General features: G+C 39.3%; 9 protein-coding genes and 1 pseudogene. 7 read left to right on the forward strand and 3 right to left on the reverse strand.

From position 1 onward, the window contains the following. Nucleotides 1-50: 50 nt before the first annotated feature. From RB151_RS00835 to RB151_RS00855, 5 genes are all read left to right on the forward strand, one after another. Entirely contained in the window at nt 51-2,606 is a 2,556-nt protein-coding gene (locus RB151_RS00835; RefSeq protein ID WP_151457913.1) for a fimbria/pilus outer membrane usher protein, read from the forward strand. 272 nt (nt 2,607-2,878) lie between these two features. After that, on the forward strand, nt 2,879-3,619 hold the full coding sequence (locus tag RB151_RS00840) for a MurR/RpiR family transcriptional regulator (RefSeq protein ID WP_042843313.1): 741 nt from the start codon (nt 2,879-2,881) through the stop codon (nt 3,617-3,619). A 180-nt stretch (nt 3,620-3,799) separates the two neighbouring features. Continuing rightward, entirely contained in the window at nt 3,800-5,356 is a 1,557-nt protein-coding gene (locus RB151_RS00845; protein ID WP_042843314.1) for a PTS transporter subunit EIIC, read from the forward strand. A gap of 14 nt (nt 5,357-5,370) precedes the next feature. After that, a complete protein-coding gene (locus tag RB151_RS00850) occupies nt 5,371-6,741 on the forward strand; it encodes a class-II fumarase/aspartase family protein (protein WP_042843315.1) in 1,371 nt (456 codons plus the stop codon). Nucleotides 6,742-6,934: 193 nt separating this feature from the next. Beyond that, nucleotides 6,935-7,279 carry a hypothetical protein gene (locus RB151_RS00855; RefSeq protein WP_042843316.1) on the forward strand — a complete coding sequence of 115 codons (345 nt, stop codon included), beginning with the start codon at nt 6,935-6,937 and terminating at the stop codon, nt 7,277-7,279. Nucleotides 7,280-7,326: 47 nt separating this feature from the next. Here the strand turns inward: RB151_RS00855 and ytfE are convergent, their stop codons facing one another. Beyond that, complete coding sequence (gene ytfE / locus RB151_RS00860) at nt 7,327-7,989, reverse strand: iron-sulfur cluster repair protein YtfE (RefSeq protein WP_042843317.1); 663 nt, start codon at nt 7,987-7,989, stop codon at nt 7,327-7,329. A 59-nt stretch (nt 7,990-8,048) separates the two neighbouring features. Beyond that, nucleotides 8,049-9,245, reverse strand: a pseudogene (norV, locus tag RB151_RS00865) (anaerobic nitric oxide reductase flavorubredoxin); the annotation flags it as partial. Between the two features lie 179 nt (nt 9,246-9,424). On the opposite strand from norV, the gene norR reads away from it, so the two are divergent. Then, nucleotides 9,425-10,939 (forward strand): nitric oxide reductase transcriptional regulator NorR, encoded by a 1,515-nt coding sequence (gene norR / locus RB151_RS00870; RefSeq protein ID WP_042843321.1) that lies wholly within the window; start codon nt 9,425-9,427, stop codon nt 10,937-10,939. A gap of 22 nt (nt 10,940-10,961) precedes the next feature. Here norR and RB151_RS00875 read toward each other — a convergent pair whose 3' ends face one another. After that, nucleotides 10,962-11,600, reverse strand: coding sequence for a TetR/AcrR family transcriptional regulator C-terminal domain-containing protein (locus RB151_RS00875; protein ID WP_071547578.1), 639 nt, complete (start codon nt 11,598-11,600; stop codon nt 10,962-10,964). A 140-nt stretch (nt 11,601-11,740) separates the two neighbouring features. Here RB151_RS00875 and RB151_RS00880 point away from each other — a divergent pair, with 140 nt between their 5' ends. Further along, on the forward strand, nt 11,741-12,823 hold the full coding sequence (locus tag RB151_RS00880) for an HlyD family secretion protein (RefSeq protein ID WP_042843324.1): 1,083 nt from the start codon (nt 11,741-11,743) through the stop codon (nt 12,821-12,823). Nucleotide 12,824: the final 1 nt, after the last annotated feature.

Raw genomic sequence — 12,824 nt, forward strand, 5'->3', positions numbered from 1 at the left:
TGAAACATAAATAACAAGAATAAATAACGAAAGGTGATGCAGTGAAAGGGATGAAAATAAAATTAATTGCATTAGAGGTCTTTATTTGTTGCTATGCAATGGCCCCCTCTTTTATGCATGCCGAATCGTATTTTGACCCCGGCCTATTAATGCACGGCAGTGGGATAGACGTTTCTCAACTCGATTTAAATGACTTTGCAGATAACAATACATTAACGCCCGGCGTCTATGACGTGGTCGTTAATGTTAACATGATCCCGTCAGGGGAATTTAATCTCGCATTTGAAAAACAGCAAGATGGTCATGTTGCCCCCGTCTTTACAGTCGGCGAACTGAAAAAACTGGGTGTTAATACGGCATCTCTGCCCAAGTTAAGAGATTTGAGTGAAGACACGAAGATTGAAAACTTATCCAGTTACATTGCCGATGCTGCCATCACCTTTGATGTACAAACGCTGACGGTGAATTTATCCGTACCTCAAATTGCCATGGTGCCAAACTTTGCTGGCTATGTACCGCCTGAATTACGCGATGATGGTGTTACCGCGTTAGTGATGGACTATGTCTTTAACTACAGTAATAACCGCCAACTGGGCAAATATCACCAAAAAGCAGGTACCAGTGATTCTCTGTTTAGTAATATCAATGCAGGGATCAACATGGGGCCATGGCGCCTAAGAACGAGCTATTTATATAACTACAGTAAAAGCAGTGGGTCTTCCAGCACAAGTGACTCCAACTTTTCCAATACTTATATCTATCGCACCATTAATGCGATTAAATCAACGCTAAAAGCCGGGGAAATCTCGACCGGTGGGAATATTTTTGACGCCATTCCTATGAAAGGCGCCACGCTAAAATCAAACCCTCAGCTTGACCCTAGCAGCATGCAAGGGTTTGCACCTATAGTGGAAGGGGTGGCGAACACCAATGCGACTGTCACTGTGCGCCAGAACGGCAGTGTGGTCTACCAAACTTTTGTGGCGCCAGGGCGTTTTATTATTCGTGACATCCCTGCCAGCGGCTTAGCCGGGGATATGGAAGTCACGGTTGAAGAAGAAAATGGCAAACAAACCGTTTTCACTCAGGCTTATTCCTCGCTGCCAATGATGGAGCGCCAAGGCGCTTATAATTATGAAATTTCCGCGGGTCGTTACAATGGCGGAATTGCCGTGGACTCTGAGCGGAAAAACTTTACGCTTGGTTCCTTCAGCATCGGGCTACCACATAACATTACCACTTATGGTGGGGTGTTAGTTTCTAATGGGTATAACTCCTTTGTGGGTGGGGTCGGCTTATCGTTGGGTGTATTAGGGGCGTTATCTACCGATATTACCCACTCGGATGCTCGGTTTTCAGGGAAAAGCCTCAAAGGGCAATCCTATCGTATCCGTTACTCAAAAAGTTTGTTGTCAACGGGGACCTCATTTGACTTAACGGCATTACGTTATACCTCTGAGAACTTCTATTCGTTCTCAGATTACAATAATGCCGGTTATGCGATTAAAGATGACTTAGCGCCTTGGACGGGAGCGCGTCAACGTTATAGTTTCCAAACCTCAATTAACCAATCTTTTGACTCTTATGGTTCCCTTTCTTTAAGAGCGTCAAAAAATACTTATTGGGGCGGCCAAAACTCAAATACCTCGGTTGGGGTGTCTTATAACAATAACTATAAAGGGGTTTCTTATAGTCTCAGTTATATGGTTGACCGCGTGAAGAGCTATAACAATACTTGGCCTGAGAACCGCGTGGTTTCCTTTGATGTGTCTGTGCCGCTCAGCTTATTGACGAACAGTGAAATGGCACAAACCATGAGCGCGCGTTATGGGGTCAGTGTAGATCAGCACGGTGAAACTCGTCATCAAGCAGGGTTAACTGGTAGCGCGATGAAGAGTCGCTTTAGTTATGGTATCTACCAGAACTATGACAGTTACAATAACAACTACGGGGGAAGCCTGAATGGGACTTACTCCGCGAACAACGCAACATTATCAGCCGGTTACAGCTATTCAGATATGAGCCGCTCAATGAACGGTACCCTAAGTGGCGGTGTAGTTGCGCATTCAGATGGGATCACATTGTCGCCAAACGTGGGGGATACGATTGCGATTATCACCGCAGAGGGGGCAAAAGGGGCGTCATTATCCTCTGGCGCGCAATTTGACCGCTTTGGGAATGCCATTATTCCTCAGTTATCCAGTAACACGGCTAACCAAATTGCGGTTAATGTGAACACATTACCGGATGATACGACCTTTAAAGACACCTCGATGATGGTATATCCAACGGAAGGGGCGGTTATTAAGCGTAAGTTTAAAACCAAAATTGGTTATCAAGCGATTATTAATCTGAAAGCCACGGGGAAAATCCCACCTTTTGGGGCGATCGCGACGTTAGTATCAGAAGACGATGAAAACGATATCAATACCGGAATTGTGGGTTCAAATGGCCAACTTTACATGAGTGGGTTACCAAACACTGGTCGTATTAACGTTAAATGGGGTGGTCAATCGGGTCAGTGTACCATTAACTATTCTGCATTAGACACGATTGCAGTTACTGCAGATTCGCCAGTAAGAACTTTAACGGCGGAATGCCAGTAGTCAGACGGGCTAAAAAGACACATTATTATTTATTTTTTACCTATTTTTTGCTTATGTTCATTCATCGATACTAAGCAAAAGATAGGTAATTTTTTTGCTTTCATTAAATTGTCGGGCTAACTCACAAAAAACTCTCTTTAACTCCCCCATCGCACTATGATCTATCGTATAATCGGCGGATTGAGCACCTACATTGATTTAATGTGACTGACTAAAGTTATTTTTGGGTCAATAATATGATGGGTTAACTCATCACATTGATAGGAGGGGGTATGCTAGATTTTTTGAAAAATTACGATAATTTAACCATTAGCGAAAAGAAAGTATTAAAATATCTTACAGATAATATAGCGGATATCCCTTATTTAAATATCAATGAATTAGTTGCTAAAACCTTTGTATCAAAAACGGTAATTATTAATTTATCCCAAAAATTAGGGTTTAGTGGGTTCAAAGAGCTTAAGTTTCAAATTAACAACTCTATTTTAGAGCAAAATAAAATAGAAAAAGTAAATATATCATCGTATAAAAAACAGTTAGAAAAGAATATTAATAAGAGCTTTACCTTAATAAATGAAGAACAAATTAAGGATTGCGCTAAGATTCTGCATGGCTCTAGAAATATTTTTATTGTTGCAAGAGGGACAAGCAAAGCGGTTGGCTACTACCTTGAGCATTTACTTTTTGCACTCGGTTTACACTGCTTTTTTATCAATGACTACAATCTTTCTGATTCCTTCACTCGGTTAGTCAGCAAAGATGATACCGTGATATTTATTTCTTTATCTGGTGGGACTAAAAAAATTATTGAAACGGCTAAAATTGTTCAGTTAAAAGGGGCGAATATCATTAGTATGACTGCATTTAATACGAATGAGTTAACCACCTATACTGATAACTCGCTTTTCTGCTTTGCTGATAGTTATGACACTAAGCGCGATGACACAAAATCGAGAATTGGTTTTTTTATTCTCGTCGATTTACTGATTAATGAACTAGAAAGCTTACTTTAGTTACTGCTCCACTTAGTTTTAATTTTCACTTAACACGCTTTTAAAAAGTGTCGTTTCAAAATGACCTAGGTCATAAATTATGACCTAAGATAATCTTTAAAACCGAGACATCATTTCTTTTATAAAACCCCCGAGCTAGTATGCCTTTAATTCTAATAATAGAAGTCATAAGGAAAAAGTATGGCCAGAAGAAAGTTTGGTGAATCTGTTCAACGCTTTGGGAGAACATTACTCCTTCCGATCGGTGTTTTAGCACCTATTGGTATGATATTGGGCATCAGTGGCGCGTTAGTTCAAACCTATATGATCGCGCGTTTTCCATTCCTTGGAAATGAAACTGTTAACGCATTACTCATCAGTATTCGTTCTATTGCAGGGGTAATTTTCGATAATATTCCTCTTTTGTTCGCCATGGGGGTTGCTTATGGTATGAACCAAAGAGATAAGGGGATTGCGGTTTTTGCCTCCGTAGTCGGTTACTTGACCTTGTTGATTACCATGAATATCTGGTTAGTTCTAACAGGTAAACTTGCTGATGCAGCAATCATGAGTCAAGTGGGGCAGATAAAAGTACTTGGCATACAAACCTTAAATATCAGTGCTGCGGGGGGGATCATTACAGGGTTAATTGCATCATGGGCAACCGAAAAATACTATAACCTTGAACTACCAACCGCATTTGCATTTTTCTCAGGTAAGAAATCTGTTTCCATCATTATGATTGGCTTGATGATCATAGTTGGTGCGACACTTCCTTTCATCTGGGAAGTGTTAGTTATGGGATTAATGAAACTATCAGCCGTCTTTTTAAGCCCAGTAGGTCCGTTCTTTACTGCGGGTGGTGAGCGTTTATTTATTCCTTTTGGTTTACACCACGTTTGGAACGTATTATTTAGATTTACAGAAGCGGGTGGTACGTATGTTATTGATGGACAAACCTTTGTCGGTGTTGTTCCTGCATTAACAGAAGTCTTATTTAAACAAGGCCCTGACAGTGAATATTGGGCTATGATGCCAAGCTTGACTCGCTTTATGGCACAGCAGCAAATGTTAGTGACCTTGTTCTTGTTCCCAGCGATCGCATTAGCGATTTATAAAACATCGAAAAAAGAAAACCGTGCAGAAGTGAAATCCATGTTAGTTACGATGGTATTAACTGCGATGCTCGGAAACGTGACTGAACCACTCGAATTTACTTTCGTATTTATTGCACCTTTACTGTATTTAATTTACGCCATCATTGTAGGTATCGGCGCGGTATTACTGTCTTTGGCTGGAGTCGCTATTGGTTATATTCGAGGAACAGTATTCGATTTTACTATCTTTGGATTGCTGTACGAGCACACTAATTGGATATTCTTAGTCATCATCGGGAGCTGTTTAGCGGTTGTCACTTATTTCATCTTCTACTGGGCGATTATCAAATTTGATATTAAAACGCCAGGACGTGAAGAATCGAGTAACTTGAAAAATACATTAATTAAAGAAAAGCGTTATGGGGAAATTGCGGAAATTCTGGTTGAAGCTTTAGGCGGTAAACAAAATATTCGTAACGTAGATAACTGTATTACCCGTATGCGTATCGATGTCGCAGAAGTCAATAAAATCAATAAAGATTTAATGTTGGAATCAGGATGTACCGCATTCTTCTTTCCATCGGCAAACCATGTCCACGTTGTTTATGGACCGAAGGTTGAGTTTGTTCGCAATGCTGTTGATGAAGCAATGAAGAAATAGAGAAGGGACACAAAATGAGAGCATTATACGATTCTAAAAGTAAAACAATTGATGACCGTGGTATAAAAGATCTGCTATCTAATGAAGCGAAATATAAAACTTGGTTAATGTTTGAATCAATGTTAGCTCAAGCGCAAGCAGAGTTGGGGTTTATTCCCCAGTCTGCGGCAGATGAAATAAAAGAAAAAGCGGTTATAGAGAATATTGATTTTGAAGAAATGAACCGTATTTACCAAAAAATTGGCCATGGCTTTGTACCTTTTTTGAAGGTACTCGTGAACGCCTGCTCAGAAGAAAGTGGTAAATACATTCACTACGGTATTACTACGCAGAATATTCAGCAAAGTTCACAGCTGTATATGATGAAAACAGTACACAACAAATTTATGTTGTTGCTGAGCGAAATTATTGAGAACTTATCGAATTTAGCCGAAAGAACCAAACATATGGTCATGCCAGGAAGAACTCATGGGCGTCATGCTATTCCGATTACCTATGGCTATAAGGTTTCAGTTTGGATCAGTGATTTCATTGATTGTTATCAGCGCATGCAAGAATGTGAAAAACGCGTATTCACCATTATGATGGGAGGGGCGGTTGGTGCATTTAACTCGATGCCAGAAGTTGGCATGGCAGTGCAAAAAAGAGTCGCTGAATTAACTGGAATGGAAGCGATGGAAGTGCCATCAAGAAACCTCAGTACCCATAAATTAGAATATATGGCGAATTTGGCACTGATGGCTAACATTTGTCATAAAATCGGCGAAGAAGTTTATAGCACAACCTTAGAAGAAATAGCGGAAGTTTCTGAAGGGTTTACTAAGGGTACCGTTGGCAGTAGTACGATGCCCCATAAAATTAACCCAAAATTAGCCAAGGGAATTATTGCTAATTCGCAGAAACTTTATTCCTTACCAAGTGTAGGAATGTATTCTGCAGTAAGACCATATGAAGGGGACAGTAGTTCCTATATGTTATTCGATGGGCTAATAGAAGAAGCTTTAGAATTGACGACAGAAATTCTCTTAAGGACGGAAGAGCTGTCTAGAACCATCGTTCCTCATGAGGACAGAATGCTACATAACGTACTTAGAAATAAAGGATTAGATAATACTGAGTACGTCATGATGAAGATGGCAGAAAAATTAGGTAAAGATAAAGCTCACGCACTGTTATACGAAGAAGCGATTAAGACGGCAGCTGATGGTGAAGATTTTTATACCAACCTGACTAAAAATAGTGTGATCACCGCAGCGTTCAGTGATGACGAAATCAAAGCCATGTTGGACCCAAGATCCTATATTGGTTTATCGGTGGAAATCGCGGAAAAAGAAGCAAGGCGTGGATTGGCTATTTCGCAACAAATCAAGCAACACTATAAATAAAATCATTAGTCATTTCTAAATAAAGAGTTACCTATTTTATTAGGTAACTCTTTTTAATTATATAACAGTGCTGTTATATAATTTTATAGTTTGTGTTAATTGATATGTTTGAATATAAGAAACTTATTCATTATATATAGATATACTTTTTAAATTGGTGGTAATTATTATCTCATCAAGATGGATATTATCTATGTTAAAACAATATCGATTTACTGCGAAAAAAATTGATTTCTTATTACCGAGTATTAACCACGCCTCAGAAAAACAAAGTACTATTTATATTTATGCTACGGGCTATTTTGATAATGACGAGGAAATAAAAAAAATCAAATTAGATCTCACTGATTTGGCCGTAAACTCAGCACCATTTACGGCTTTGCTCGCCTTTGTTTTTGGTTCAAAAGGGGTTGATGCCAAAACGGGCTTTGTTCCTCCAACTGAACTCGTTTTCACTTGTACAGAAAATAAATGGAATAAAAATACCTATGATATCGTTTCGTTAGCGATTGAATCTGAGGGGCTTTGGCCGTCGTAAAACCATCGCTACTCACTGCTGAGTAGCGATATGCTATGACGATAATTTTAATTTCCAGCTAATGCTCTAGGGAATAATAAATTATTTTCTAAATTAATATGGTTCATTAAATCATCGATTAGTTCATTAATACCATTATATAAAACGCGCCAAGTCGTACAGGCTTCTGGTGGTGGCGTTACATTATGAGTAATGCTTTTTATCGCTTCTAATAAATCGCCAGCGTCATCATGTTCTTGCTCCATAACACTAATGGGGCCAGCTGCATTTTGCCCTAATCCATTTTTGATCATTGGAAATAAAATACGTTCTTCTTTCATCATATGACTTGCAAGCTCTTCAAGTAGAGCTTCTAAGTATTTGGATAACCCATTGGGTACCGTGGGTTTGTTGGCATGAACTCGTTCTACTTTTTGCGCTTGTAATATGAGCTCGGGTAACTGTTCTCTATGCCTGTTATGATAACGAACAACAATGAAATCAATAATTTCACTAAGTGGTGCTTCTCGCCAATCTTTTTCTAATGTCTCTGTAGATAATTCAGCTAATTGGTTTTCTAACAGCTCAATATCTAAATTTAACTTTTCCGCGGAACGGCTTAGTGTTTGCTTTCCACCACAACAAAAATCCATATTATATTGGCGAAAAAATGATGAGGCTCTTGGAATAGATAACGCCAATTGTCCGAGTGTTTTATCTCTTAATTGCATGTTGGGGTCCTTTAAAAATAATACAGCCTTGAGGTTGTTATTGTGAGTCGGTTTTAAGCTGACAGCGCCCATTGACGAGCAATATCTCGTCCATATGCACGGCAGTCATCTAACGTTTTTGTATCTGGTTTCCATTTGGCTTTTAAAGACAAGGCGGTATTAAAGCCAGCATCCATTAAACGAGTTTGCACGCGGTCAACAGCGCCGCCATTCCACCCAAAACTACCAAAAGCCGCGGCCTTTTTATTTAAGAAACGTAAACCCGTAAGTTCCTCTAGCATTCCTGCAATTTTAGGCATCATGACATTATTCATCGTTGAGGTACCGACTAGTGTACCTTTAGACCTAAATACATGAGTAATAATGTCATTTTTATCACTGCGAGCGACATTGAATATTTTAACTGCAACGTTCGGATCTGCTTCATTGATGCCTTGGGCAATTGCATCTGCCATTAAACGCGTATTATTAGACATCGTATCGTAGAAAATAGTAATGCGATCTTCTTGGTAGTCTGCAGCCCATTTTAAATATAATTCAATAATTTGTGTTGGGTTATCGCGCCATACAACACCATGAGAGGTTGCAATCATATCGACGGGTAGGTTAAAGCCTAAAATTTCGTTCACTTTTGGTGTGACAAGACGGCTAAATGGCGTCAGGATATTGGCGTAATAACGCTGACATTGTTCAAAAAGTTCATTTTGGTCAACTTCATCATTAAACAAGCGTTCATCACAATAATGCTGTCCGAAAGCATCGTTACTAAAAAGTACTGCATCTTCAGTAAGATAAGTCATCATGCTATCTGGCCAATGCAGCATTGGCGTTTCAATAAAAATTAATTGCTTATTATTGCCAATATCGAGGGTGTCACCGGTTTTAACAATTTGGAAATTCCACTCTGGGTGATGATGGTGACCATTGATTGAGTCTATGGCATTGGCGGTACAGTAGATAGGAGTGCGAGGGATATAGCTCATCAGTTCAGTCAATGCACCCGCATGGTCTTCCTCTGCATGGTTAATCACAATATAATCAATCGTGTTTAAATCTATTTGTGCACGGAGATTACGAACAAATTCACGGCTAAATTTATGGTCGACGGTATCAATGAGTACATTTTTTCCTTCACAAATCAAATAGCTATTATAGCTGCTTCCCTTCAGTGTTTTGTATTCAGTTCCATGAAAGTCTCGTACTTCCCAATCACGTTGCCCAACCCATTGAATATTATTTTTTACATGAATAGCCATCTTAATTTTCCCTATATTTTCGGTATATAGAGATACATAATCAATATTCATGCCAATAATATAATTTATTGATTTTATGCGTTTTTTGTGTTTTGAGAATTAAATATAGGTCATAATGACTATACTTAGAGTTGTCATTATGACTATAATCTTAGTCAAATTGACTATAAGGATGCATGATGGGGTTTTCCGTAGAGGCCTTGGCAAAAATCGCAATAGAGTTACAAAGTGGCATCGAGCATTCAGACCGCTTTCAGCGCCTGATCACCACATTAAGGCAATCACTAAAATGTGACGCCTGTGCTTTGTTGCGTTATGAATCGGGTCAATTTATTCCGTTGGCTATTGATGGGTTAATGCCTGATGTTTTAGGGCGGCGGTTTTTATTAGACGCTCACCCACGCCTTGAAGCCATTGCAAGGGCCGGAGATGTCGTACGTTTTCCTGCCGACAGCCAACTTCCAGACCCCTACGATGGGCTAATACCGCATCATCAACACCTTAAAGTTCATGCTTGTGTCGGCTTACCTTTGTATGCAGGGCAAAATTTAATTGGTGCGTTGACGTTAGATGGTATGGAGCCAGACCAATTCGATGCATTTAGTGATGAAGCGTTAAGATTGGTTAGCGCACTAACCGCAGGAGCATTAAATAATGCATTGCTGATTGAACAGCTTGAAAAGCAAAATATACTCCCCAGCCAGCCCGCTTTATTTAAACCGACAGGTCAGACTGAAATTATTGGTTTATCAATCCGTATGCAACAGTTGAAGAAAGAAATTGAGATTGTTGCGACCTCTGAATTAAATGTTTTAGTGGGGGGAGAAACCGGAACAGGCAAAGAACTCGTTGTAAAATCCATCCATGAAAAATCCCTTCGTGCTGACCATCCATTAATTTATTTAAATTGTGCGGCATTACCAGAAAGTGTTGCAGAAAGTGAATTATTTGGGCATGTAAAGGGGGCTTTTACGGGGGCAATTACCCACCGCAGGGGCAAATTTGAAATGGCCGATAATGGCACTCTATTCTTAGATGAAATTGGTGAATTGTCACCATCATTGCAAGCTAAATTACTGCGAGTTTTACAATATGGTGATATACAAAGAGTGGGGGATGACAGTAGTTTACGGGTAAATGTGCGTGTATTAGCTGCAACGAACAGAGATTTACGTGAAGAAGTTTTGGCAGGAAGGTTCCGTGCAGATTTATTTCATCGTTTAAGTGTATTCCCATTATTTGTGCCGCCTCTAAAAGAGCGCGGCGAAGATATTATGTTATTAGCAGGCTATTTTTGTGAACAGTATCGGCTGCGATTTGGGTTGTCTAGTGTGGTATTGAGTTCGCCATTGCAGCAGTATTTACTTAACTATTCATGGCCGGGCAATGTCCGTGAACTAGAGCATGCGATACATCGTGCGATAGTTTTGACTCGTGCATCAAGTGAGACTGGCGATATTATTTTACAGCCACAACATTTCACATTTGATTACCATGACCATGAATTAACAACTACGGCTCCATTAGCAATTCCAACGATAAAAAATTTACGCGATGCGACAGATGATTTTCAGCGCAAACTGATCACACAGGTATTAGAGCAAAACCATCAAAACTGGTCTGCTTGTGCAAGGGAGCTCTCTTTAGATATTGCCAACTTACACCGATTAGCAAAACGACTAGGCCTTAAATAAGCTCTAGAATACTGAGAGTTTGTTAGCCTTTGGTGCTTATTTTCTCTAACCCATTGATAATAAGATTTAGCCCATCAATAAATCGCTGGTCGTAGTTGTTAGAAAATAGCATTTCTTTTGCTTCCCATGTGTAGGGGAATTTGTCTTGCGACAACTGATTAAACTCAGACTCTTTATTAATTAAATCGCTATCAGCAGAAAAAATAGCGGCTTGCTGTTCAATACAGCAACCTAAAATAAAATAGAAAACAGTCATGGTGCTGCTAGCGGCTTGATTGGCAGAAACCCCTGATTGCACAAATGTTTTAATCAACGCGTTATTAATGCGTAATACGTTATCGGAAATAACATAGGTTCCAGCAAAAACACGGGCGCCGTCTCGATGTTGTAATAATGCATCTCTTAGTTGAGATGTGAGCGTAATCAGATTCGCTTTCCAATCTTGTTTATATTGAAAATTAATCGCCACTGTCGCGACAATGTGATCAGCCATTCCTTCAAGCAAGGCTTGTTTATTACTGAAATGCCAGTATAACGAAGCTGCCTTAATACCTATGGCATCGGCAAGTTTTCGCATGGTTAACCCTTCAATCCCCTCAGTTTCAAGCAGTGTTAAGGCTGTTTCAAGTACCTGTAAACGTGTGATTTTTGGCGTTCTCATAAATAATTCTCATTTTGTTCTTTATTATCTAACAATGTTAGTTTAACATATTTTATAAACCTAACAATGTTAGATTATCAATATTATTCATCCAGTCGGCAATGCTTAACATACTGTTAGGCCGCATTGAGGTTAATAAAATGACGACAAATGAATCTAAAACATTATCAAAAAGAATCATTTCCTTAACACCGTGGCTTAGTGTGTTATGCATTGGTTTTTTGATCTTTTTTGCAACCTTGAATTGGGACCAATGGCAGGGAACTAAACGTTACCAAGAATCAAATAATGCTTATATTAAAGCAGATTCAGCTATCTTAAAGTCGCGTATGACAGGGTATGTTTCTCGTATTTTAGTTGATGATTATCAATTGGTTAAGCGTGGTGACGTTATCGCAGAAATTAATAATCAAGAAGAGCATTTCAAGCAGCAAATAGCGCAAGCTAATTACCAAAAGGCTCAACAAAATCTCAGCAATCTAGCGGATGAAATTAAAGAGCAAGACCTGACTGTTCAAATGTTATTTAGCCGTTACCAAGCTGCGAGTATTGAAGTTCAGCAAATGAAGCGGAGCCCATTGCTACGTAAAGCATTAATTAAAAGTGGCGCAATTACCCAACAAAATTATTTGGATGCCAATTCAGATCTACAACGCTTAATGAAATTAGAACAAGCAGCGAAAGCGGAATGGGAACAAGCCAAACAATCGTTACATATATTAAGCCAGCAAGAATCAATACGGGTCGCAGAACGGGATATTACCTTTGCGAATTTAAAACAAGCGGAGACTCAAACTTCTTATGCCACTATTACCGCTCCATTTGATGGGCAATTAAATAAAGTTAAATTGAATATTGGTAGCCTTGTTACACCCGGCACAGAGATTGTTACTGTCACACCTAATAAGCAGCCTTATATCATTGCAAACTTAAAAGAGACACAACTGAAAAATGTCTATGCGGGGCAAGCGGTATCTATCATGGTTGATGCTTTTCCAGATTCCACTTTTAAAGGTGTTGTGCGCGATATTGGAGCGCAAAGCAGTGGGGAATCCGCATTAATTCCCGCGGATAACAGTAGTGGGAATTTTACTAAGGTTGTTCAACGTATACCGGTTTATATTAGTTTTTTATCTGAACAAAATCATTTAGATAGGTTGCGTCCAGGTATGTCAGTAGTTGTGGATATTGATACACAAAGTATGGCTAGAAAAGGTAAATAAG

Origin of the sequence: Providencia rettgeri, from assembly GCF_001874625.1 — a bacterium.
GTDB classification, from domain to species: domain Bacteria; phylum Pseudomonadota; class Gammaproteobacteria; order Enterobacterales; family Enterobacteriaceae; genus Providencia; species Providencia huashanensis.

Bases quoted from the DNA above. Each gene is read 5' to 3' on its own strand.
- RB151_RS00835 (WP_151457913.1), top strand. From the start codon at position 51: ATGAAAATAAAATTAATTGCATTAGAGGTCTTTATTTGTTGCTATGCA.
- RB151_RS00840 (WP_042843313.1), top strand. From the start codon at position 2,879: ATGCTAGATTTTTTGAAAAATTACGATAATTTAACCATTAGCGAAAAG.
- RB151_RS00845 (WP_042843314.1), top strand. From the start codon at position 3,800: ATGGCCAGAAGAAAGTTTGGTGAATCTGTTCAACGCTTTGGGAGAACA.
- RB151_RS00850 (WP_042843315.1), top strand. From the start codon at position 5,371: ATGAGAGCATTATACGATTCTAAAAGTAAAACAATTGATGACCGTGGT.
- RB151_RS00855 (WP_042843316.1), top strand. From the start codon at position 6,935: ATGTTAAAACAATATCGATTTACTGCGAAAAAAATTGATTTCTTATTA.
- ytfE (WP_042843317.1), bottom strand. From the start codon at position 7,989: ATGCAATTAAGAGATAAAACACTCGGACAATTGGCGTTATCTATTCCA.
- norR (WP_042843321.1), top strand. From the start codon at position 9,425: ATGGGGTTTTCCGTAGAGGCCTTGGCAAAAATCGCAATAGAGTTACAA.
- RB151_RS00875 (WP_071547578.1), bottom strand. From the start codon at position 11,600: ATGAGAACGCCAAAAATCACACGTTTACAGGTACTTGAAACAGCCTTA.
- RB151_RS00880 (WP_042843324.1), top strand. From the start codon at position 11,741: ATGACGACAAATGAATCTAAAACATTATCAAAAAGAATCATTTCCTTA.